Source organism: Methylobacterium sp. TK26 (assembly GCF_055361565.1).
This window is the reverse complement of record NZ_CM143965.1, coordinates 1,945,041-1,966,632: the sequence shown is the minus strand read 5'-3', so window position 1 is coordinate 1,966,632 and position 21,592 is coordinate 1,945,041. Positions and strand designations below refer to the sequence as shown.

Below are 21,592 nucleotides of genomic sequence, written 5' to 3'. Positions count from 1 at the left end.
CGGCCGACGAGCAAGTCATGCGCCGGTTTCGGGGGTGAGGACGATGACGTGCCGCGTCGCCGCCGCGACGGCGTCCGGCGAGTACGGCATCGGCGCGTAGCCCTGCCGCGCCCACACCTCCCCGAGGTCGCGGTAATGGGGATCGCGGGGGTCGCCCGACTGGCCGGGCACGTTCACGAAGACCGACGCGTCCCATGCGCCGACATCCACCACCATGCGGAACGAGGCGCCGTTGGTGACGCGGAACGTATCCGTGCGGTACTCGGCATGCATCACGCAGGCGCCCGCGCCGCCGAGGGGGAACGGCCCCACATCCCATCCCTCGTCCCCGCCGAGGGCCGACAGGGGATGGGCGAAGAGCGCGCGGTGGAGGCGCCCCCAGGCCCAGGCGGAGGCCTCCGCGCCCATCAACTCGCCGCAGGTCGTCCAGGCGGCGGCAAGCGCCGTATCAAGGAGCGCTGCGGGCCGGTCCATCGCCTCCAACCGCGCGAGCAGGCTCTCCGTGTCGCCCGGCGGAATGAGCCTGCGGAGCGCCGGATCGGGCACCAGCGCCGCGATCAGCGCCGGGCGCAGGTGGCGGACCCAGAGCACTTCCACCAGGGCGGCGGCGGCGCTGTCGGGGCCAAGCCGTCCGTCGAAGCCCCGCAGCAGGTCCTGTGCCTGCCGGGCGTCGTCGCTCTCGGCCGGGGCGGCGCAGGCGAGGCGCGCGATGCGCAGGGCCGGCTCCGAGACCACATCGGCCTGCAACGCCTGCGAATCGGCCAGCGAGTGGCTGTCCTGCGCGCCCAGCACCGCGCGCAGACGCGTGGCGCGCCACGGCTCGTGCCACTCGAAGCCGACCTTCCTGTCCTCGGCCGGGTAGCCCGGCGGAAGGTTCATCTCGTTGGCGGTGGCGAACCAGCCCTCGGCGGGGTCGATGGCGCGGGGCAATTCCTCCGCGTCGAGGAAGCCCGCCCAATCGAACCGTCCGTCGCCCGGCACGGGCAGGAGCCCATCATGCCCCGGCCGGCGCGGCGCCTTGCCCGCCATGAACCACGCGATCCGCCCATCCCGGTCGGCATAGAGCTGGTTCACCGAAGGCGCGGACCAGTGCCGCAGGGCCTGCCCGAACGCCTCGGGGGTCCGCGCGTCGAGATAGGCGAGGCTGCCGAGATAGGCGGCCGAACCCGGCGCCGACCACACCGTGGCCAGGGCGAAGGCGCGGCGCGCATCCTCCGCGATCACCGGTCCGTGGCGGGTGTAGGCGAGGGAGACGGTCTCGTCCGGCCCGCCCCGCACGGGGATCCCCTCCAGGACGCGGGCGATCCGCTCCCAGCCCTCGCCGTCGCGAATCAGGTCGGGATCGTCCCCGTGCTTCTCGCAGACGAACAGGTCTTCCTGATCCATCGGCGCGATGGTCAGGCTGAAGGCGGCGTGGCCGTTATGGCCGATGGAGATGCCGGGCAGGGCCGGCTCGCCCGCGCCGATCACGTCGAGACCCGGCGCGGTGAGGTGCACGGCGTAGCGCAGGGACGGGTTGAGGTAGATCCGGTGCGGATCGCTGGCGAGGATCGGCCGTCCGGTGGCGGTGCGGTCGGAACCGATCACCCAGTTATTCGAGCCCTCGCTCGATTCCGGCGGGGGCGCGCTCGTCCGCCCGACAATGCCGTGGGCATCGACCTTCGACCACGCCCACGCCTCCTCACGGGTCGCTCGGAGCCGTTCGGGGCTGAACTGCACCTGCGCCGTGGCGAGGCGGAACAGGTCGAGGAGGTCGTCGGGCCAGTCGGAGGCGTCGAGGCCACCGGGCACGAAAGGCGCGTGCGGCGGGCTCAGGTGCTTGCGCAACTCGTCCGTCTCGTGGCCGCCGCCGAGGCTGAGCACCTTCGCGCGGGCCACCTCGGACAGGACGTTGCGCACGAGGCCATGGCTGCGGATACGCACCACGTCCTCCGGCGCCCAGACAGCGGGGCGCGTGCCCATCCGCGCGAATTCGGGCGGCAGGAGATCCGGCTGCGACTCGGTCAGCGCGACGTAGGCGTTCAGCCCGCCGACGAAGGCCGTGACGATGGCCTGCGTGTCCTGCGGGCCGTAGGCGGCCCATTCGGCAGCCATGTCGCCCCGGTAGAGGAACAGGCGCGCGGCCCGGTCCTGCGCGAGGTAGCCTGGGCCGAAATCCGCCGCGAGCAGCCCGAACCCGCGCTTGCGCCACAGGTCGAGCTGCCAGAGCCGGTCGCGTGCGGCGTTGAAGCCCTGGGCGCGGTAGGCGTCGAGGGCACTGCCCGCCCGGATATGGGCGAGGCCGGCGGCATCGATCCGGATCTCCGCCGGCCCGGTGAGGCCGGGCAGGGCGAAGGTCCGGCTCAAAGCACCACCTCGATGAGGTAGGGGCCCTTCTCCGCGAGCCCGTGCTTCAGGGCATCGATGAATTCGGGCAGGGTCTCGACCCGCCGGCCATCGACGCCGAAGCCCCGCGCCAGCGAGACCCAGTCGAGGGCGGGGTTGTCGAGGCTCAGCATCCCGATGGCCTTCGGGCCGGGATTGTGCGCGCCGACATTGGCGAGTTCGCCCCGCAGGATCGCGTAGGCGCGGTTCGACCAGACCACCGTCACCACGTCGAGGCGTTCGCGGGCCTGCGTCCACAGCGCCTGCACTGTGTAGAGGCCGCTGCCATCCGCCTGGAGGTTGATGACCTTCCGGCCGGGCGCCCCGATGGCGGCGCCGGTCGCCATCGGAATGCCGACGCCGATGGAGCCGCCGCTCAATTGCAGCCAGGCATGCGGGGCACTGGCCTTTGTCAGCGCGAAGAAGTTGCGCCCCGTGGTGAGGGATTCATCGCAGATCACCGCACCTTCGGGGATCAGCGCGCCGAGGACGGCGCCGATGGCGTCCTGGTCCAGGGCCTCGGAGTTCGGGATCTCCGGCCGCGTGCCGAGATCGGGCAGGGCGGTCTCCGGCGCGTTCACCGCCTCCGCCAACCGTTCGAGGGCGTCGATCTGGTCCTGCTCCGGCGTCGCCAGCGTCAGGGTCGCGCAGCCCTCCGGGGCGAGGAGGCTCGGCTTGCCGGGATAGGCGAAGAAGCCGACCGGCTGGGTCGCGCCGATCAGGATGATGTGGCGGAAGCCCTTCAGGGCGTCGATGGCCTGATCGATCGGGTAGGGCAGGCGCTCGATGGGCACGGTGCCGACGCCCCGGTCGATCCGGGCGTTCGAGGTCATGGCCAGCAGCTTCGCGCCGGTCTTGCGGGCGATGCGGTCGGCGATCACCCGGCCCTCCCCGCGCACCGCCCGGTCGCCGAGATGGAGCAGCACCGGCTCGCCGCTCGCCAGCACCTTCGCCGCCTCGCGGATCGCGTCGTCCTCGGCCCGCGCGCGCTCGGGGATCGGCGGCACGGGGGCGATGCCGGTGCCGGGGTCCCAGGCGGTGTTGGCGGGCAGGATCAGCGTCGCGACCTGCCCCGGCGCGGTGCGGGCGGCGGCGATGGCGTCGGCCCCGTCGCGGCCGATCTCCTCCGCGCTCATCCCCGTGCGGACCCAGGCCGACATCGGCCGTGCCAGCCCCTCGATGTCCGAGGTGAGCGGCGCATCGTATTGCCGGTGGTAGATGGCGTGCTCGCCGACGATGTTGACCAGCGGCGAGCGCGCCCGCCGGGCATTGTGCAGGTTGGCGAGGCCGTTCGCGAGGCCGGGGCCGAGATGCAGCAGCGTCGAGGCCGGCTTGTCCGCCATGCGGGCATAGCCGTCCGCCGCGCCGGTGGCGCCGCCCTCGAACAGGCAGAGCACGCAGCGCATCCCCTCGACCCGGTCGAGGGCGGCCACGAAATGCATTTCCGACGTACCGGGGTTGGTGAAGCAGACCTCCACCCCGCCCGCCACCAAGGTGCGCACAAGACTTTCGGCGCCGTTCATCGGCGCAGCCGCCGCCCCATCCGTCGGTTCAGCCACGCCAATCCTCCCTGCACGCTTCAATTCAACTCATCGTGGCACGGTGGAGCGGCGGCGCAAGGCCCCTTGGACGCAGGATGGACAAGCATCGCCCTGCGGCGTCACCGCCTGTTCTGGCGCGAGACTTGCCGGGGCGCGGCGTCAGCCACGGTATCCGGACACCCGATGACGTTCCCCCGACGCACCGCCCTCGCGCTCACCGCCAGCCTCGCCCTCGCGGCCCAAGCCCAGGCCGACAGCGTGCTGCGCATCGCCATGACGGCGACCGACGTGCCCACCGCCACCGGCCTGCCGAACAACGGCTTCGAGGGCATGCGCTTCATGGGCTACCCGATCTTCGAAGGCCTCACGCAATGGGACCTGACGCAGACGGACAGGCCCTCGGGCATCAAGCCGGCCCTCGCCCAGAGCTGGGAGCAGGACCCCGCCGACGGCCACATCTGGACCTTCCACCTGCGCCAGGGGATCAAGTTCCACGACGGCACACCCTTCGACGCGAATGCCGTGGTCTGGAACCTCGACCGGTTCTTCAAGAACGACAGCCCGCAATTCGAGCCGCAGGCGGCGGGCATCTCGCGGGCGCGGGCGCCCATCGTCGCCGGCTACCGCAAGATCGACGACGCGACGATACAGATCACGACCACGCAGGTCGCGTCGTACTTCCCGTACATGGTGGTGTATCTGCTGTTCACCTCGCCGCAATCCTTCGAGAAGGCGGGCCGCGACTGGACGAAGGTGCCCGCCCTGCCGGCCGCCGGCACCGGCCCGTTCAAGATCGTGAAGGTCAGCCCGCGCGAATCCGTCGATCTCGCCCGCAACCCCGAGTATTGGGATGCCGGCCGCATGGCCAAGGTCGACCGCATCCGCCTGATGCCGATCCCGGAGGCAAATGCCCGCGTCGCCGCCCTGCGCTCGGGGCAGGTGGACTGGATCGAGGTGCCTGCGCCCGACGCCATCCCCTCGCTGAAGCAGGCCGGCTTCACCATCACCACGGGCTCCTACCCGCATGTCTGGCCGTGGATCTACAACATCGCCGGCACGAACAGTCCCCTGAAGGATGTGCGCGTGCGGCAGGCGCTGAATTACTGCGTCGACCGCGAGGGCATCGTCGCCCTGCTGAACGGCACCGCCGAGCCCGCCTCCGGCTGGCTCAACGACAAGGATCCGAATTTCGGCAAGCCTCAGAACCGTTACGGCTCGGATCCGGAGAAGGGCAAGAAGCTCCTGGCCGAGGCCGGCTACGGGCCGGGGAAGCCCCTCTCGCTCAAGGTGATGGTGTCGTCATCGGGCTCCGGCCAGATGCTGCCCATGCCGATGAACGAGTACCTTCAGGAGAACCTGAAGCAGTCCTGCAATGTGGACGTGTCGTTCAACGTGGTCGAATGGCAGGTGCTCCTCAACGCGAGCCGCCTCCTGCCCGATTCGGGCAATCTGCAGGGCTCGAACGCGCTGAACGTCTCCTCGCCCTCCTCCGACGCGGCGGTGATGGAGCGGTACTTCTCCTCGTCCCGGTTCCCGCCGGGCGGCTTCAACTTCCCGAACTGGAAGGACGACCAGTTCGACGCGGCCCTGAAGGCGCTCGCAGAGACGAAGGACCAGAAGGTGATCGACGCGCAGACGCAGATCGCCCACGAGCGCCTCGTGGACAATCCGCCCTGGCTCTACGTCGTCCACGATCTCAATCCACGCGCCATGTCGAAATCGGTGAAGGGCTTCGTCTCGCCGCAATCCTGGTTCGTCGATCTCACCCGTGTCAGTGTTCAGTGAGCGGCCGGAGCCCGTCATGACCGAACTCCACACCCTCCCGGCCGCCGCCCTCGCCAAGGACATCGCCGCGCGGAAGCTCTCGCCGGTCGATTGCGTCGAGGCCCTGCTCGGCCGGGTCGAACGGCTCGAACCGCAGCTTCAGGCCTTCACGGAAGTTTTCGCGCAGGATGCGCGCCTCGCCGCCGAGGGCGCCGACAGGGCGATCCGCTCGGGCCACGCGGTCGGCCCGCTTCACGGCGTCCCCGTCGTGCTGAAGGACCTGATCGACATGGAGGGCCGGATCACCATGGGCGGCTCGGCCGCCCACCGGGCCCGCCGAGCCGCGCGCACGGCCACCGTGGCGCGCAAGCTCATCGCGCAGGGCATGATCGTGCTGGGCAAGACCCATACGGTCGAGTTCGCCTATGGCGGCTGGGGCACGAACCAGCATCTCGGGACGCCCTGGAACCCCTGGGACATGCAGGTGCAGCGCGTGCCGGGGGGATCGTCCAGCGGCACGGGCGTCGCCGTCGCCGCGCGGCTCGCCCCCTGGGGCATCGGCACCGATACCGGCGGCTCGGTGAGGCTGCCGGCCTCGTTCTGTGGACTCACCGGGCTCAAGGTCACGGTCGGGCGGGTCTCCACCCACGGGATCGTGCCACTCTCCGCGACCCTCGACACGCCCGGCCCCCTGGCGCGCACCGTCGAGGACGTAGCCCTGCTCTACGAGGCGATCTCCGGGCCCGATCCCCTCGATCCGGTGACGAAGGGCGTCGTCCCGGCGGACCCGTGGACGACGCTGCACCGGGGGGTGCGGGGCCTGCGCCTCGCGCGGATGCCGGCGGCCGAGCGGGACGGCGTCGCGCCGGACATGCTGGCCGCCTACGACGCGGCACTCGACACCCTGGCGGGGGAGGGCGCCGAAATCGTGGACATCGCCCTGCCGTTCCGCTTCGCGGATTTCCTGGCGATGAGCGACATTACCAACGCGGAGGCCTATTTCGAGAACGGGGCGCTGGCGCAGGATGCGGCCTCGCCGCTGGGCGACGCGGTGCGGGGGCGCATCCTGGCGGGCGCCACCGTGTCCGCGCAGACCTACCTGCACACGCAGCGCCGCCGGGCGGCGATGAAGGTGCAGTTCGCGGCGGCGATGGACGGGATCGACGCCCTGCTGACGCCGACGACGGAATGCGCGGCGATTCCCGTGTCCGAGGTGGACGAGGCCTACGCGCCCTCGCGCTTCACCCGCTTCGGCAACCTGCTGGACCTCTGCGCCCTCAGCTTGCCGTCAGGCTTCACGGCGGGCGGCCTGCCGCTGTCGCTCCAGATCGCCTGCCGGGGCTACGACGAGGCCATGGCCCTGCGCGTTGGCCAGGCTTTCCAGCGGGCTACCGAATGGCACCTTCGCCAGCCGATTCCTTGAGGATGCCGAGCCCCGCGAGCAACGTCGCGCGGGCGCGGCTCACCCGGCTCTTCACCGTGCCGACCTGACACCCGATCCGGTCCGCCGCCTCCTCGTAGGTGAAGCCCTCGGCTCCGACGAGGAGCAGCGCCTCGCGCTGGGCGGCGGGCAGGAGGTTCAGGTGCTCGCGCACGGTGTTGAGGGTGCTCGCATCCTCCTGATCGGACAGGGCGACCATCCGCTCGGCATGGACGCCGTCGGCATCCTCCACCTCGCGCTTGGCCTTGCGCAGGTCCGAGTAGAACAGGTTGCGCAGGATCGTGAACAGCCACGCCGTGAAGTTGGTGCCGGGCCGGAAGCGATGCTGGTTCGCCCAGGCGCGGGCGAAGGCTTCCTGCACGAGGTCGTCGGCGCGAATTGCATCCCCACACAGGGAGAGGGCGAAGGTCCGCAGGGCCGGCAGGGCGTTGATGATGTCCGCGCGGAAATCGAAGGCCAGCGCGGCGTCGGCACCCGCGAACAGGGTTTCGAGCCGGGTCACGAGGCCCGACAGACCCTCGGGCAGCGCGTCGTTCGTCGTGAGCGCGAAATAGTCCTTCAGCGGCGCGGACAGATGGCGCCCGACATCGCTGGCGCCGTGCGTCGGCGCGGCCTCGGTGGCTCCTTCCGGCGGATCGGCGATCATCCGGCCTCCCTCGAAATATTACATATTGGAATTTGTCTAAGGTCTCGTACAAGCCCCTGCATGAACCGCTGTTAAACAACCCCCGACGGATTTGCCGGATTGTCCCGAAGTCCCAGGCGGTAACGTTTCGGGGTTGGCATCGCGGCGACGCGGGGTGCATCCTCCCTGCCCGAGGATCAGCCATGACGCACGACCATCACCACCACGATCACGACCATCCGCACGGCAGCGATCTCACGGCCGTCGAGGCGCGGGTGCGGGCGCTGGAATCGCTCCTCGTGGAGAAGGGCTACGTGCAGCCCGCCGCCCTCGACGCCCTGGTCGAGATGTACGAGACCAAGGTCGGCCCCCATCTCGGCGCCCGCGTCGTCGCCCGCGCCTGGACCGATCCCGCCTATCGCGATCGCCTCCTGAAAGACGCCACGCCGACCATCGCCGAACTCGGCATCGGCGGGCGGGGCGGCGAGCACATGGTCGTCGTCGAGAACACGCCCGAGGTGCACAACATGGTCGTGTGCACCCTGTGCTCCTGTTACCCCTGGCCCGTCCTCGGCCTGCCGCCGGTTTGGTACAAGGCGCCGGCCTACCGGGCCCGCGCGGTGATCGACCCGCGCGGGGTGCTGAGCGATTTCGGCGTCGGCCTCCCCGAGACGACGCGGATCACGGTGTGGGATTCCACCGCCGAGACCCGCTTCATGGTGCTGCCGATGCGGCCCGCCGGCACGGAGGGCTTTTCCGAGGAGGCGCTGGCCGCCCTTGTCACCCGCGACGCGATGATCGGCACCGGCCTGCCGCTCTCGCCCGGCGCGGAGATCCGCCCATGAACGGCGCGCAGGATCTCGGCGGGGCGCACGGGTTCGGGCCCGTCCGGCCGGAGCCGAACGAGCCCGTCTTCCACGCGGAGTGGGAGAAGCGCGTCTTCGCCATGGCGCTAGCGATGGGCTTCACCGGAGCCTGGAATCTCGACGGGAGCCGCGCCGCGCGGGAATCGCTGCCGCCCGCGCAGTATCTGGCGTCGAGCTACTACGACATCTGGCTCGAAGCCCTGGAAGCGCAGATCCTCGCGAACGGCCTCGCCACGCGGGAGGAGATGGCCACCGGCCGCGCGGCCGAGCCGCCCCGGCCCTTGGCCCGCGTCCTCACCGCCGACATCCTCGAACCGCGTTTCCGGGCGGGCTTCCCAAGCGACCGGGAGCCCGAAGGGCCCGCCCGCTTCGCCATCGGCGAGACCGTCGTCGCGAAGGTGATGAACCCGGTCGGGCACACGCGCCTGCCGCGCTATGTCCGGGGCCGGCGGGGCGTGGTCGAGGCGATCCACGGCGCCTTCGTCTTCCCCGACACCAATGCCTACAAGCAAGGCGAGAACCCGGCCTGGCTCTACACAATCGCCTTCGCGGCGTCCGAATTGTGGGGGCCGGAGGCCGATCCCGCCGGGCGTATCACCATCGCGGCCTTCGAGCCCTACTTCGACCCGGCATGAGCGCGCCGCGCCCGCAGGGGCCCTTCGCCGCACCGTGGGAGGCGGAGGTCTTCGCCATGGTCGTCTCCCTGCAGGAGGCGGGCCTGTTCACCTGGGGTGAATGGGCCGAGGCGCTCGGCCGCACGATCCGGCCCGACGGGGCGGGCGAGCAGGCGGCCGATTACGGCCGCTGGCTGGAGACGCTGGAACGCCTCCTCGCCGAGCGCGGCGTAGCGGATGGGGCGAGCGTCGAGGCCTGCACCGCCGCATGGCTGCGCGCGGCGCATGCCACGCCCCATGGCGAGCCGATCGTACTGGGGAACGACCCGGAGCAGTCGATCGAGGGCCAGCCTGCCGCAATCCACCTCTCACCCTCATCCTGAAGTGTCCGCCCGGGCGGCCACCTCGGGATGAGGGGGGTGGAAGGGAAGCCCCCCCTCATGCCTTCCGCAACTCGTCCAACGGCACCGGGTAGGCGTGCGGCCGGGTGGAGAGCATCGCGTCGATCAGCGCCAGCACCTCCGCCCGGCCGCAATTGGCGGCCGGTTCGAAGGGCGTCCAGGTCTGGGTGAAGTCGAGCCGCGCGAACACGTCGCGGTAGTGGCGCAACTCGTTGACCGTCAGCGGCACGCCGCGCACGAAGGCCTTGTGCGCCGAGATCGTCCGCGCCTTGCGGAAATCCTGTGGGTCGAGTTCGAACTTCAGGGCGTCGCCGCAGAAGCAGATCCTGCGCTTGCGGTCGAACAGCACGGCGTGACCGTCGAAATGCCCCGCCGTACGGTGCAGTTCGAGACCCGGCAGCGGTTCGAGGAAGTCGTCGTAGGGCCAGCTCACTTGTAGGGCGGCGCTCCATGTGAAGTCCGCCGCCGGCAGGCAGAGTTCCGGATCGAACCGATCCTGCAACTGCACCAGCGCCCCGTAGGAATGCGGGTGCGAGGCCGAGAGGATCGTCATCCCGCCGAGGCGGGCGATCTGGTCGAGCGCCGCCTCGCTGAAGACCGGGCAGCCCTCGAACCCCATGTTCCCGGCCTCGGTCTGGATCAGGTAGGCCGAAGGGCCGATGCCGGAGACCGGCTCGTTCCAGAACCGCCAAACGCCTGGCTCCAACTCCTGCCAGTGGCAGGGGAAAGCCTCCTGCGCTTCGATGGTGCTGCGGAAGCGCCAGCCGTCCTGCGGCACCACGTGGCGCGCGTCGAGGCACATCGGGCAGGCGGCGGGCGTCTCGAAATGCCGCTGCCAGAACCCGCAATTGTCGCATGTGTAGGCAGGCAGGTTCAGGGCGCCCGCGAAGGGCAGATAACCGGGCATCGTCTCGCGTCCTCCGCCCTCACGCAGCGGTGAAAGCACCGCCTGAAACTGTCCCCGGACGCCATGGTTTCCAGGCCATGCCGCGACATCGCCGTCCGGACTCTCCGCTCGACGCGGACAACGATCCAGGACACATTACGCGTTCGGTGCGGATGGGAGACCCCCGCCCATGACGACAGCACGCTCGATTCGGCGCCCGCTCGACCGCTGGCCCATCGATCCCTGGCCCCGCGCCTCCCTCGGGGAGCGGACGGCGGTGGGCTCGGTGCTGATCCTCCTGCTCGCCCTTCCCTGCATCGCGGCGGCTTTGGCCCTGGCGCTCATCGTCATCCTCGTGCAGCACGCGTGCCGCTCCTACGATGCGGGCGCGATGCTGCGGGCGAGGCTCGTCCGCCACTGAGGAGAAACAAGTCCGGCTCACGCAGGATTTGACCTCGGCGCCGCGCCTGGGTCAGTCATGGCGCGAGGCCGGAGACCGACATGTTTCGTTCGTTGATGACCGCGCGGCGCTTCGCGCCTTTGTTCTGGTGCCAGTTCTTCTCGGCCTTCAACGACAATTTCCTCAAGAACGCGCTCGCCTTCCTGATCCTGTTCGGCATCGGCGGGCATGGCGGCGCGCCCGAGGAGGGCCATGCCGGCGTGCTGGTGACGCTGGCGAGCGCCGTGTTCATCGGCCCGTTCTTCATCCTGTCGGGGCTCGGCGGCCAATGGGCCGACCGCTACGACAAGGCGCTGATGGCGCGCCGCCTCAAGTTCGCGGAGATCTTCGCGGCGGGCTGCGCGGTGATCGGCTTCCTGCTCCATTCCGTGCCGGTGCTCTTCGTGGCGCTCGGCCTGTTCGGGACGATCGCGGCGCTGTTCGGCCCGATCAAATACGGCATCCTGCCCGATCACCTCCGGCGGGAGGAGCTGCCCGCCGGCAATGCGCTCGTCGAGGCCGCGACGTTCCTCGCCATCCTGCTCGGCACCATCGCGGCGGGCACCGCCTCGGCGATGGGCGGGTCGGGCGTCCTGTTCGCCGCCCTCGTCATGGCCTTCGCCGTGCTGTGCTGGCTCTCCGCCCGGATGATCCCCGCGACGGGGGAGGGCGCGCCGGACCTGAAGGTCGATCGCAACATCGCCCGCTCCACCGCGAGCCTGCTGCGCGACCTCTGGGTCGATACGCGGCTGTGGCGCGGCTCGCTCATCGTGAGCTGGTTCTGGCTGGTCGGGGTGGTGGTGCTGTCGCTGCTGCCGGTGATGGTGCGCAACGCCTTCAACGGCACCGAGACGGTCATCACCCTGCTGCTGGCGACCTTCTCCATCGGCATCGCCCTGGGCTCGGGCCTCGCCTCCTGGCTCGCCAGCGGGCGGATTGTGCTGCTGCCGACGCCTGTCGGCGCGGTGCTGATGGCGCTCTTCGGCTTCGACCTCGCCTGGACGGTCTCGCATCTCCCGCCGGTCCCGACGGAGGCCATCGGGCCGGCCGCGTTCCTTGGCAGCCACCACGGCCTGCGCACGGTGATCGACTTCCTCGGCCTCGCCATGGCGGGGGGCCTCTACATCGTGCCCTCCTTCGCGGCGGTGCAGGCCTGGGCCGACAAGGCGATGCGCGCCCGCATCATCGGCGCGGTGAACGTCATCACCGCCGCCTTCATGGTCGGCGGCACGCTGGCGCTGGCGGCGCTCCAGGCGGCGGGCCTGTCGATGGCGAGCCTGCTCGCCCTCGTGGCGGTGCTGAACCTCGTGGTCGGCGCGGTGGTGCTCGCCACCCTGCCGACGAGCCCGTTCCGGGACGCGATCTCGATCCTGTTCCGGGCCTTCTACCGCCTGGAGGTGCGCGGCCTCGACAACATCGAGAAGGCCGGGCCGAACTGCATCGTGGCCCTCAACCACGTCTCGTTCCTCGATGCGCCGCTGGCCCTGTCTCTGCTCGATCAGGAGCCGGTCTTCGCCATCGACAGCGGCATCGCCAAGCGCTGGTGGGTGAAGCCCTTCCTCAAGATGACGAAGGCGATGCCCCTCGATCCGACGCGGCCGCTCGCCACCCGCACACTCATCAACGCCGTGCGCTCCGGCGAGACGCTGATCATCTTCCCCGAGGGGCGGCTCACCGTCACCGGGAGCCTGATGAAGGTCTACGACGGGGCCGGGCTCATCGCGGACAAGTCCGGCGCCATGGTGGTGCCGGTGAAGATCGACGGCCTGGAACAGACCGCCTTCTCGCGCCTGTCCCGGCGGCAGGTGCGCCGCCGCTGGTGGCCGAAGGTGGTTGTCACCATCCTGCCACCTCTGCGGCTTAGCGTCGATCCGGCACTGAAGGGCAAGTCCCGGCGGCAGGCGGCGGGCGCGGAACTCTACGACGCGATGTCGGAATTGCTTTTCCGAACCACCAAGATCGACCGGGGGCTGATGGCCGCCCTGATCGACGCGGGCGACAACCACGGCTGGCGCCGCAACGCCCTCGAAGACCCCGTCACCGGGCGGCTGACCTACGGGCGGCTCGTGATGGCGGCCAACATCCTCGGCCGGAAGCTGATGGCCTACGCCCCCGAGGGCGGACGCATCGGCCTGATGCTGCCCAACGCCAACGGCACGGTGGTGACGTTCTTCGCCCTGGCCTCGGCGGGCCGGGTGCCGGCGATGATCAACTTCTCGGCGGGGCCGAAGAACGTGCTCTCGGCCTGCGCCACGGCGGAGGTGTCCACGGTGCTGACCTCCCGCGCCTTCATCGAGAAGGGCCGCCTCGGCCCGCTCGTGGAGGCGATGAAGGACACGGTGAAGCTCGTCTACCTTGAGGATCTACGCGCCACGATCACGACGGCGGACAAGATCCGGGGCTTCCTCAGCCCCCGCAAGCCACTGGTGAAGCGCGGCGGCGAGGATCCGGCGGCGGTGCTGTTCACCTCCGGCAGCGAGGGCACGCCCAAGGGCGTCGTGCTCGCCAACCGCTGCATGCTCGCCAACGTGGCGCAGGTGGCGGCGCGGATCGACTTCGGGCCGATGGACAAGGTGTTCAACGTGCTGCCGGTGTTCCACGCCTTCGGGCTCACCGCCGGCACCGTCCTGCCCCTGGTCTCCGGCGTGCCGGTCTACCTCTATCCGTCGCCGCTGCATTACCGGATCGTGCCGGAGCTGATTTACGGCTCGAACAGCACGGTACTGTTCGGGACGGACACGTTCCTCACCGGCTACGCCCGCGCGGCCCATTCCTACGATCTGCGTTCCCTGCGCTACGTCGTGGCCGGCGCCGAGGCGGTGAAGGACACGACCCGCCGGACATGGCTCGAAAAGTTCGGCCTTCGTATCCTCGAAGGCTACGGCGTCACCGAGTGCGGGCCGGTGGTCGCCCTCAACACGCCGATGTTCAACCGTTTCGGCACGGTGGGCCGCATCCTCCCCGGCATCGAGACCCGGCTCGACCCCGTGCCGGGCATCGACGAGGGCGGGCGGCTCGTCCTGCGCGGGCCCAACATCATGCTGGGCTATCTGAAATCCGACCAGCCCGGCCGCCTGCAACCGCCGCCCGAGGGCTGGCACGATACCGGCGACATCGTCACCATCGATGCTGAGGGGTTCGTGACCATCCGGGGCCGGGCCAAGCGCTTCGCCAAGGTCGCGGGCGAGATGATCTCCCTGGCCGCCGTCGAGGCGCTGGCTTCGGAACTGTGGCCCGACCGCCTGAGCGCCGTCTCCGCCGTGTCGGATCCGCGCAAGGGCGAGCGGCTGGTGCTGTTCACCCAGGCGAAGGAGGCGACCCGCGCCGCCTTCCAGAGCTTCGCCAAGGGCAAGGGCGCCTCGGACGTCTCGATCCCCGCCGAGGTGGTGGTGCGCGAGGACATCCCCCTGCTCGGCGCCGGCAAGATCGACCTCGTGGCCCTCGACAAGCTCGCCCGGGAGCGCGCCGACGCCCCCGAGGCCGCCTGACAGGGAAAGGTCTGGGGCATGGGCAGGCTGCGGCGTCCCATCCTGGCCCTCGGCCTCCTGCGGCTCCTGGGACTCGCGGCGCTCGCCGCCTACCTCCTGTCCCTGCCGCCCCTGGACCTGAGCGCCGCGATGGCGCGCTCGGTGGTGGTGCTCGACAGGGCAGGGGACCTGCTGCGCCCCTTCGCGACGGCGGATGGCCGCTGGCGCCTTCCGGTGAGCGCCGGGTCGGTCGATCCCCGCTATCTCGCGATGCTGCGCGCCTATGAGGACAGGCGTTTCGACCACCATCCCGGCATCGACCCCGCTGCCGTCGCGCGGGCGGTGCTCCAGGGCCTGCGCCACGGGCGCATCGTCTCCGGGGGCTCGACCCTGTCGATGCAGGTCGCCCGGCTCGTGGAGCCGCGGGCGCAGCGCTCGGTCGCCGCGAAGCTGCGGCAGGCGTCGCGGGCGGTGGGCCTGGAACGCCGGCTCGGCAAGGCGCAGGTGCTCGACCTCTACCTCGCGCTGGCGCCGTTCGGCGGCGCGCTGGAGGGCGTGCGGGCGGCGAGCCTCGCCTATTTCGGCCGCGAGCCCGCCCGGCTCACCGTGGCGCAGGCGGCTCTCCTCGTGGCCCTGCCGCAATCGCCCGAGACCCGCCGGCCCGACCGCTTCCCCGAACGGGCCAGGGCGGCGCGGGACCGGGTGATCGGCATCGCACAGGCGAGCGGGCTCCTCACCGAGGACGAGGCGGCGCAGGCGCGGGCGGAGCCCGTCCCGCATGGCCGTCGCCCCTTCCCGATGATCGCCGCCCACGCCGCCGAGGAAGCAGTCGCCGCCGACCCGTCGAACCCGGTGATCCGCCTGAGCCTCGACGGGCGGTTGCAGGCGAGTCTCGAAGCGCTGGCCACCGAGCGGGCCGCGTCGGCGGGGCCGGTGCTGTCGGCGGCCATCGTCGTGCTCGACAACCGCGACGGGCGCCTCCTCGCGCAGGTCGGCAGCGCCGGCTACCTCGATGCGAGCCGGCGCGGGGCCATCGACATGACCCGCGCCATCCGCTCGCCCGGCTCGGCGCTGAAGCCCTTCGTCTACGCCATGGCGTTCGACGCCGGGCTCGCCCATCCCGAGACGCTGATCGAGGACCGCCCGTCGCGCTTCTCCGCGAGCTACGCGCCGGAGAATTTCGACCTGACCTTCCAGGGCACGGTCAGCGCCCGGCGGGCCCTGCAACTCTCCCTCAACGTGCCGGCCGTCGCGCTGATGGAGGCGGTGGGGCCGGCGCGCTTCGTGGCGCATCTGCGCGCGGCGGGGGCCGACCTGCGCCTGCCGCGCGAGGCCGCGCCCGGCCTGCCGGTCGCCCTGGGCGGGCTCGGCCTCACCCTCACCGACCTTGCCCGGCTCTATGCGGGCCTCGCCCGCGAGGGGCGGATGCCGCCGCCCGTGGATGGCAAGCGGATCGCGGGGGATGTAGCCGCGTGGTACGTCGCCGACATCCTGCGCGGCACGCCGCCGCCGGACAACGCCCTGCCGAACCGCATCGCCTACAAGACCGGCACCTCCTTCGGATACCGGGATGCCTGGGCGGTGGGCTTCGACCGGCGCGTGACCATCGCCGTCTGGGTCGGGCGGGCGGACGGGGTTGCGGTGCCGGGATTGGTCGGACGGATCGTCGCAGCCCCGGCCCTGTTCGACGCCTTCGCCCGCTTCGGCGGCGAGCCGGCCTTCGGCCCGCGCCCTGCCGAAGCCCTGGTCGCGACCAACGCCGCCCTGCCGCCGCCCCTGCGCCGCCTCGCCCACGACGAGGCGCAGGAGGGATCGCCCGCCCTGAGGATCGCCTATCCACCGGACGGGGCGCGGGTCGATCTCGGCCTCGCCGTACAAGGCGGAAAGGCCGGGGAAGGCTTGATCCTGAAGGCGTCGGGCGGCGTGCCGCCCCTCACCTGGATGATCGACGGGATGCCCGTCGACCGCACGGTCCGTCGTCAGTCGACCTGGGTGCCGGAAGGTGCAGGCTTCGCCCGCATCTCCGTTCTCGATGCAAACGGTGCGACCGACAGCGTCGCCGTGCGAATCGAATGATTTGCGGGCTTTAGTGTCAAGCAAGCTTTACTGTCGCGTTGCTGAATCAATTTACGAATTCTCAACCGAACCACGCATAGGTCGTTCGATGATGTGGTCTCAGTTGAGGACATACGGCGCCGCCGCGGTGGCGCTTGCTGCGCTCGCAGCCGCGACGGGTCCCGCCGGGACCTCGGAGGATGACCGCCGCGCCGTGTGGCGGGCCGCCTACCGGCCGCCGTCGGTCATCCCCTTTCCCGAGACCAACCCCTATTCCCCCGCCAAGGCGGATCTCGGCCGCAGGCTGTTCTTCGACCCCATCCTGTCCGGGAACAACGACCGCGCCTGCGTCTCCTGCCACCGGCCGGACCTCGCGTGGTCGGACGGGCGGGCGCGCGCCTCCACCCTCGTGGGCGGCGACATGGACCTGCGCACGCCGACGCTCCTGAACGTCGCGTGGCAGGACGGGCCACTCGGGTGGGACGGCAAGTTCCACAGCCTGGAACTCGTGGCGCGGGCGCCGATCACCGGCGTGGGCAACATGAACTCCAAGATCCCCGAGGCGGTGAAGCGCCTCTCGGCGGACGAGAGCTACCGCGAGGCCTTCGCCGGCGCCTTCGGGGATCCCACGGTCAGCGCCGAGCGTCTGGACGCGGCGCTCGCGACCTTCCAGCGCCTGATCGTCGCCGGAAAGGCGCCGTTCGACCGCTGGATCGCTGGCGACGAGGCCGCGATCCCCGAGGCGGCCAAGCGCGGCTTCGATCTGTTCAACGGCCGCGCCGGGTGCTCCGGCTGCCATTCCGGCTGGTCCTTCACCGACAACTCGTTCCACGACATCGGCACCGCCACGGGCAGCGACATCGGCCGGGGCCGGCTGATGCCGAGTTCGGTCGCCCTGCGCTACGCCTTCAAGACGCCGACCCTGCGCGAGGTCGGCAAGCGCGCGCCCTTCATGCACGACGGCTCCGTCCCGACGCTCGAAGCGGTGATCGACCTCTACGACAAGGGTGGGATCGAGCGGCCGAGCCGCTCCCGGCAGATCAAGCCCCTGAACCTCACGGCCGAGGAGAAGGCCGATCTCATCGCCTTCCTCGGCACGCTGACCGCCGAGGGTGATCGGGACGAGACCTCGGCGGTCTTCCCGCCCCAGGCGCCGACGCCCTGAGGGCGCCGTCAGCCCCGTTCGCGGGGCTTTAGTGGAAAACCGGCAGGCCGGAGCCGAGCAGAACCAGCCCCGACACGAGGAACACGCCGCCCGAGGTCTCGAAGGCTTCGGCGCGCAGACCTGCGGACGGCGCGTGAGCCGCGAGGGCCACGCCGAGGCAGAGGCTGAGTGCGCTCGCCAATCCCACCATGAACGATTTCTCCGCAACGCTCCTCGGGTGCCCCGGCGGGGCCAACACAGCCACGCTAGGCGCCAAGCCTTAACCGCATGCTTCCAGCGGCCGTTCCTCGGAGGTTGGGGATGGCGTGTGCACTGAGACACACAGAATCCACAGCGTTAACCTTTTGGGTAGACATGTTAACAAAGGCTTAGCATCGCGAGGCGGAATCGATTTAAATTCATTTCATAGAGCACGGCCGATCAGGGCGAGGGTCTTATGCAGTCCCCCAGGAAGTTGTTTTCTGGTCATCTTTCGTCCTTTGCCGTCGCGGTCCCATTGAGCTTAGCCTTATCGGGCGAAGCCAGCGCGCATGTGAAGTGGTTCTGCGCCTACGACGTGTCGGGCCAGCCGCGCGGTCTTGAGAACGTCCTCTGCCTCGATTTCGAATGGTTGGTCGGACTGGCCCTGGCCTGCCTGATGTTCGGCTGCCTCGCCGAGGGCACGCCGCTCGGCACCGCTTTGCTCAACGCCCTCGACCGAGTGACGAGCCGCATCCGCACCGACACCGAGCTTCTGGTGCGCGCCACGGTCGGCTTCTTCTTCGTCTCGCTCTGGGGCCTCGGCGGCGTCATCCTGACGCCCGAGCTGAAGACCGACGCGGCCTGGATCCCGTGGCTCCAGCTCGCCCTCGCCGGATGCCTGATCTGGCGTAGGACGATGCCGATCACCGGCCTCGGGATCGTGTTCCTGTTCTCCTACGCCACCGCGCAGTACGGTCTGTTCCACCTCGCGGATTATCCGGTGTTCCTGGGCGTCGCGACCTACCTGATCCTGCGCGGCCTCGACATGTCGCCCTACGGCATCCGCCCCCTCGATATCGTCCGCTGGACCGCCGCCGTCACGCTGATGTGGGCCTCGGTCGAGAAGTGGGCCTACCCGCAATGGACGGATCCGCTGATCGCGGCCAAGCCCTCCATGACGATGGGTGCGAGCCCCGAGCTCTTCATGCAGGCGGCCGGCGTCATCGAGTTCACCCTCGCCTTCGCCCTGATCTGGACCCCGCTGGTGCGCCGCACCTCCGCCCTGATCCTGGCCGGCGTGTTCATCTCGGCCATCTTCGAGTTCGGCAAGATCGACGCCATCGGCCATTCCGGCATCATCGTGGTCCTGCTCGGCATCGCCGCCGACGACGTGCGGGCCAAGGTCCGGGTCCGCGACACCGTCCTCGCCCCGGCCTGGTACGCCGCCTCCCTCGCCGGCTTCCTGCTGCTCTACTATCTCGGCCACGCCGCGATGTATGGCGGGTTCTCGGAACTGCCGGTGATCTAGGCTCCGCTCAGCGCGACCGGCCGAACGACGGGAAGGCGTCGTTCAGGCCGGTCAGCAGGATCTGGGTGCCGACGCAGAGGAGCAGGAAGGCGAAGAGCCGCCCCAGCACCCGCGCCCGCGCCGGCCCGATCAGGGCGACCACCCGGTCCGCCGAGCCGTAGACCAGGGCGACGAGCAGGGCGACGCCGAGCGCCGCCAGCGAGACCCCGGTGTAGAACCCGATCCTGTCGGCCAGCACCTCGGGCCGGCTCGCCCCCAGCGTGATCGCCACCGCGATGGTGCCGGGGCCGGTGGTGAAGGGCAGGGTGAGGGGGAAGAAGGCGATCTCGGCGAGGTTGCCGGAGGGCGCCTCCACCGGCAGGTCCTGGGCCCGCCTGTCCCGCGAGCCCGACGCCTCGGCCTGCTTGCGGGCCTCTCGCGCCTCCGGCCGGTTGAGTTGCGTCCAGGCCGAGGACATCACCACGAGCCCCCCGGCGATGCGCAGGGCGGCGAGGCTGACGCCGAAGAAGTTCAGGATCGGCGTGCCCGCCCAGAGGGCGCCCAGCATGATCATCGCCGCGTAGACGCCGATCCGCCGCGAGAGCAGGACCCGCTCGGCATGGCTGAAGCCGCCCGCGACCTGCGCGAAGATGAGCGAGCCGCCGATCGGGTTGACGATGGCGATCAGGCCCGAAAAGGCCAGCAGGAAGTGCTGGATCGTGGAATCGACGCTCACCCGGCTCCGTCCTCCGTTCGGAGGATGGTCTAGCCGGGTGCGGGCGCGGGGACGAGTACGCGGGCCGGCGCGAGGCGACGGGCGCGCCGCACCTGTGCCACGGCGATGGGGCGGTAGAGCTGCTTCGTCGCGTCGATGACGTGGAGCCCGGCGAAGGGCATGGCCAGCGACGTGCCGCAGGCCTCCCAGATCGGCCCCGTCCGCAGGAGCACCCGCGAACGCACCGGGGGCATGTACAGGATCTCGGCCCAGCCCTCCGGCGAGAACAGCGTGTCCCGCATCAGCCGCCCGAGCTGCGAGCGGCTGTAGGGCTGGCCGTGGCCGAAGGGCGTTGCCTCGCGCCGGGCCCAGATGCCGCGCCGGTTCGGCACCACCAGCACCATCCGCCCCCCCGGCGTGAGGGTGCGCCAGACCTCCTGGAGCAGTTCGGTCGGGCTCTCGACCGATTCCAGCGCGTGGACGAGGATCACCCGGTCGATGGCCGCCTCGGGCAGGGGCATCATGGTCGGGTCGGTGAGGGCGGTGCAGGAGCGCCCGGAGCCCGGCCAGTTCACCACCCCCTGCGAGGCCGGCATGAAGGCGAGCGTCCGCTCGGCGATGCAATGGACGGGGGCGAGGTAGGGGGTCGCGTAGCCGATCCCCAGGACGCGCAGGCCCGAGACCGACCCGAGGAAGCCGTGCACCGAACGGCCGACGACCCTCAGGGTCGTGGCGCCGAGGGGCGTGGCATAGAAGGCCCTCAGGCCGTTGACGTCGAGGCGCATGACCGTTCTACGCGCTTCTGGAGGCTGCCGCTGATCCCGGCGGGGCGTGCGCCCCGCGTCCAGGGCCATCAATGGTGGCGGGAAGGGCTCGCGGCAAGGCGTGGCGGAACCTCGCTGCGCGAAAGCGGCTTTTTCAACCGGAGCCTTGGGCCGGATCGGCCGCGAGGCAGCAGGGAGAGACGCGGACGTGACAGCGCAGGTCAAGACGTTCCTCTGCCGCTCGGACAATATCGGCGTCCTGATCCACGATTCGGAGACCGGCGCCTGCGCCGCCATCGACGTGCCGGAGGCGGGCCCGGTCCTCAGGGCCCTCGACGAGACCGGCTGGCGCCTCACCGACATCCTCGTCACCCACCGCCACGGCGACCACATCGCCGGCATCCCGGAGGTGAAGGAGAAGACCGGCGCCCGCGTCACCGCCCCACGCAAGGCGGGCGGCGAGATCCCCGGCGTCGATGTCTCGGTGGGCGAGGGCGATACGGTCTCCGTCGGGTCGCTCACGGCCCAGGTCTGGGAGACGCCCGGCCATTGCAGCGACCACATCACCTACTGGTTCGAGCAGGCGGGCATCGTCTGCGCGGGGGACACGCTGTTCACCCTCGGCTGCGGCCGCGTCCTCGAAGGCCCGCCGGAAGTCTTGTGGCGTTCGCTTCAACGGTTTTCAGCCCTGCCGGATGAGACCCAAGTCTTCAGCGGGCATGACTACGTACTATCGAACGGCAAGTTCGCCCTCGCCGCGGACCCGAACAACGCGGCCCTGCGCGCCCGTGTCGCGGAAGCCGAGCAGGCCAAGCGCGAGGGCCGCTTCCTGATCCCTTCGACTCTCGCTCACGAGCGCCGCACCAATCCCTTTCTGAGGAGTGAAAGCCCAGAACTGGCACAGGGCGTCGATCTGCCAGCAGGTACCAGCGCGGAGAATGTGTTCGTCACTCTAAGGTCGTGGAAAGATCGTTTCTGAGCGTGTTGAGACGGAAAAATTTGTTGCGTTCTCAAATC

The 21,592-nt window shown here is 70.4% G+C and carries 18 protein-coding genes; 11 read left to right on the top strand and 7 right to left on the bottom strand.

The genetic code is table 11. The annotated features are described in order from the left end of the window. Positions 1-15: 15 nt before the first annotated feature. Both ACXJ1Y_RS09460 and ACXJ1Y_RS09455 read right to left on the bottom strand, forming a co-directional pair. The gene (locus tag ACXJ1Y_RS09460) at positions 16-2,346 is read right to left on the bottom strand and encodes a penicillin acylase family protein (protein WP_463849774.1); all 2,331 of its coding nucleotides are present in this window, start codon (positions 2,344-2,346) and stop codon (positions 16-18) included. After that, a complete protein-coding gene (locus ACXJ1Y_RS09455) occupies positions 2,343-3,887 on the bottom strand; it encodes an acetolactate synthase large subunit (protein WP_463850076.1) in 1,545 nt (514 codons plus the stop codon). Before ACXJ1Y_RS09455 ends, ACXJ1Y_RS09460 begins: the two co-directional genes overlap by 4 nt. 201 nt (positions 3,888-4,088) lie before the next feature. On the opposite strand from ACXJ1Y_RS09455, the gene ACXJ1Y_RS09450 reads away from it, so the two are divergent. Together ACXJ1Y_RS09450 and ACXJ1Y_RS09445 are read left to right on the top strand one after the other, a co-directional pair. Then, positions 4,089-5,690 carry an ABC transporter substrate-binding protein gene (locus ACXJ1Y_RS09450; RefSeq protein WP_463849773.1) on the top strand — a complete coding sequence of 534 codons (1,602 nt, stop codon included), beginning with the start codon at positions 4,089-4,091 and terminating at the stop codon, positions 5,688-5,690. Positions 5,691-5,706: 16 nt separating this feature from the next. Continuing rightward, entirely contained in the window at positions 5,707-7,092 is a 1,386-nt protein-coding gene (locus ACXJ1Y_RS09445) for an amidase (RefSeq protein ID WP_463849772.1), read from the top strand. Here ACXJ1Y_RS09445 and ACXJ1Y_RS09440 read toward each other — a convergent pair. Next, positions 7,058-7,756, bottom strand: a complete 699-nt coding sequence (locus ACXJ1Y_RS09440; RefSeq protein WP_463849771.1) for a sigma-70 family RNA polymerase sigma factor — start codon at positions 7,754-7,756, stop codon at positions 7,058-7,060. The genes ACXJ1Y_RS09445 and ACXJ1Y_RS09440 overlap by 35 nt on opposite strands. A 182-nt stretch (positions 7,757-7,938) precedes the next feature. Here ACXJ1Y_RS09440 and nthA point away from each other — a divergent pair, with 182 nt between their 5' ends. The 3 genes from nthA to ACXJ1Y_RS09425 are packed head-to-tail and all read left to right on the top strand — an operon-like array spanning position 7,939 to position 9,598. Next, positions 7,939-8,580 carry a nitrile hydratase subunit alpha gene (nthA, locus tag ACXJ1Y_RS09435; protein ID WP_463849770.1) on the top strand — a complete coding sequence of 214 codons (642 nt, stop codon included), beginning with the start codon at positions 7,939-7,941 and terminating at the stop codon, positions 8,578-8,580. Continuing rightward, positions 8,577-9,236, top strand: coding sequence for a nitrile hydratase subunit beta (nthB, locus tag ACXJ1Y_RS09430; RefSeq protein WP_463849769.1), 660 nt, complete (start codon positions 8,577-8,579; stop codon positions 9,234-9,236). The genes nthA and nthB overlap by 4 nt, the downstream gene beginning before the upstream one ends. Then, positions 9,233-9,598, top strand: coding sequence for a nitrile hydratase accessory protein (locus tag ACXJ1Y_RS09425; protein ID WP_463849768.1), 366 nt, complete (start codon positions 9,233-9,235; stop codon positions 9,596-9,598). The genes nthB and ACXJ1Y_RS09425 overlap by 4 nt, the downstream gene beginning before the upstream one ends. A gap of 55 nt (positions 9,599-9,653) precedes the next feature. Here the strand turns inward: ACXJ1Y_RS09425 and ACXJ1Y_RS09420 are convergent, their stop codons facing one another. After that, positions 9,654-10,523, bottom strand: a complete 870-nt coding sequence (locus ACXJ1Y_RS09420; protein ID WP_463849767.1) for an MBL fold metallo-hydrolase — start codon at positions 10,521-10,523, stop codon at positions 9,654-9,656. Positions 10,524-10,692: 169 nt separating this feature from the next. Here ACXJ1Y_RS09420 and ACXJ1Y_RS09415 point away from each other — a divergent pair, with 169 nt between their 5' ends. The 4 genes from ACXJ1Y_RS09415 (at position 10,693) to ACXJ1Y_RS09400 (ending at position 17,628) form a co-directional block, all read left to right on the top strand. Continuing rightward, positions 10,693-10,923 (top strand): hypothetical protein, encoded by a 231-nt coding sequence (locus tag ACXJ1Y_RS09415; protein ID WP_463849766.1) that lies wholly within the window; start codon positions 10,693-10,695, stop codon positions 10,921-10,923. An 80-nt stretch (positions 10,924-11,003) separates the two neighbouring features. Continuing rightward, positions 11,004-14,429, top strand: a complete 3,426-nt coding sequence (locus ACXJ1Y_RS09410) for an acyl-[ACP]--phospholipid O-acyltransferase (protein ID WP_463849765.1) — start codon at positions 11,004-11,006, stop codon at positions 14,427-14,429. Positions 14,430-14,447: 18 nt separating this feature from the next. After that, complete coding sequence (gene pbpC, locus ACXJ1Y_RS09405) at positions 14,448-16,484, top strand: penicillin-binding protein 1C (RefSeq protein ID WP_463849764.1); 2,037 nt, start codon at positions 14,448-14,450, stop codon at positions 16,482-16,484. Between the two features lie 88 nt (positions 16,485-16,572). Then, the gene (locus ACXJ1Y_RS09400; RefSeq protein ID WP_463849763.1) at positions 16,573-17,628 is read left to right on the top strand and encodes a cytochrome-c peroxidase; all 1,056 of its coding nucleotides are present in this window, start codon (positions 16,573-16,575) and stop codon (positions 17,626-17,628) included. A 28-nt stretch (positions 17,629-17,656) separates the two neighbouring features. Here the strand turns inward: ACXJ1Y_RS09400 and ACXJ1Y_RS09395 are convergent, their stop codons facing one another. Then, a complete protein-coding gene (locus ACXJ1Y_RS09395; RefSeq protein WP_463849762.1) occupies positions 17,657-17,818 on the bottom strand; it encodes a hypothetical protein in 162 nt (53 codons plus the stop codon). A gap of 246 nt (positions 17,819-18,064) precedes the next feature. Here ACXJ1Y_RS09395 and ACXJ1Y_RS09390 point away from each other — a divergent pair, with 246 nt between their 5' ends. Further along, positions 18,065-19,117 (top strand): hypothetical protein, encoded by a 1,053-nt coding sequence (locus ACXJ1Y_RS09390; RefSeq protein ID WP_463849761.1) that lies wholly within the window; start codon positions 18,065-18,067, stop codon positions 19,115-19,117. Positions 19,118-19,124: 7 nt separating this feature from the next. On the opposite strand, the gene ACXJ1Y_RS09385 is transcribed toward ACXJ1Y_RS09390, so the two are convergent. Beyond that, positions 19,125-19,832: a MarC family protein gene (locus ACXJ1Y_RS09385; RefSeq protein ID WP_463849760.1), complete on the bottom strand. Its 708-nt coding sequence runs from the start codon at positions 19,830-19,832 to the stop codon at positions 19,125-19,127. A 29-nt stretch (positions 19,833-19,861) separates the two neighbouring features. Next, positions 19,862-20,596, bottom strand: a complete 735-nt coding sequence (locus tag ACXJ1Y_RS09380) for a class I SAM-dependent methyltransferase (protein ID WP_243954086.1) — start codon at positions 20,594-20,596, stop codon at positions 19,862-19,864. Between the two features lie 187 nt (positions 20,597-20,783). Between ACXJ1Y_RS09380 and gloB the strand changes: the two genes are divergently transcribed. Beyond that, complete coding sequence (gloB, locus tag ACXJ1Y_RS09375) at positions 20,784-21,554, top strand: hydroxyacylglutathione hydrolase (RefSeq protein ID WP_463849759.1); 771 nt, start codon at positions 20,784-20,786, stop codon at positions 21,552-21,554. Positions 21,555-21,592 lie beyond the last annotated feature (38 nt).

Bases quoted from the DNA above. Each gene is read 5' to 3' on its own strand.
- ACXJ1Y_RS09455 (WP_463850076.1), bottom strand. From the start codon at position 3,887: ATGAACGGCGCCGAAAGTCTTGTGCGCACCTTGGTGGCGGGCGGGGTG.
- ACXJ1Y_RS09440 (WP_463849771.1), bottom strand. From the start codon at position 7,756: ATGATCGCCGATCCGCCGGAAGGAGCCACCGAGGCCGCGCCGACGCAC.
- ACXJ1Y_RS09395 (WP_463849762.1), bottom strand. From the start codon at position 17,818: ATGGTGGGATTGGCGAGCGCACTCAGCCTCTGCCTCGGCGTGGCCCTC.
- ACXJ1Y_RS09380 (WP_243954086.1), bottom strand. From the start codon at position 20,596: ATGCGCCTCGACGTCAACGGCCTGAGGGCCTTCTATGCCACGCCCCTC.
- pbpC (WP_463849764.1), top strand. From the start codon at position 14,448: ATGGGCAGGCTGCGGCGTCCCATCCTGGCCCTCGGCCTCCTGCGGCTC.
- ACXJ1Y_RS09425 (WP_463849768.1), top strand. From the start codon at position 9,233: ATGAGCGCGCCGCGCCCGCAGGGGCCCTTCGCCGCACCGTGGGAGGCG.
- ACXJ1Y_RS09420 (WP_463849767.1), bottom strand. From the start codon at position 10,523: ATGCCCGGTTATCTGCCCTTCGCGGGCGCCCTGAACCTGCCTGCCTAC.
- ACXJ1Y_RS09445 (WP_463849772.1), top strand. From the start codon at position 5,707: ATGACCGAACTCCACACCCTCCCGGCCGCCGCCCTCGCCAAGGACATC.
- ACXJ1Y_RS09400 (WP_463849763.1), top strand. From the start codon at position 16,573: ATGATGTGGTCTCAGTTGAGGACATACGGCGCCGCCGCGGTGGCGCTT.
- ACXJ1Y_RS09415 (WP_463849766.1), top strand. From the start codon at position 10,693: ATGACGACAGCACGCTCGATTCGGCGCCCGCTCGACCGCTGGCCCATC.
- nthB (WP_463849769.1), top strand. From the start codon at position 8,577: ATGAACGGCGCGCAGGATCTCGGCGGGGCGCACGGGTTCGGGCCCGTC.
- ACXJ1Y_RS09410 (WP_463849765.1), top strand. From the start codon at position 11,004: ATGTTTCGTTCGTTGATGACCGCGCGGCGCTTCGCGCCTTTGTTCTGG.
- ACXJ1Y_RS09390 (WP_463849761.1), top strand. From the start codon at position 18,065: ATGCAGTCCCCCAGGAAGTTGTTTTCTGGTCATCTTTCGTCCTTTGCC.
- nthA (WP_463849770.1), top strand. From the start codon at position 7,939: ATGACGCACGACCATCACCACCACGATCACGACCATCCGCACGGCAGC.
- ACXJ1Y_RS09450 (WP_463849773.1), top strand. From the start codon at position 4,089: ATGACGTTCCCCCGACGCACCGCCCTCGCGCTCACCGCCAGCCTCGCC.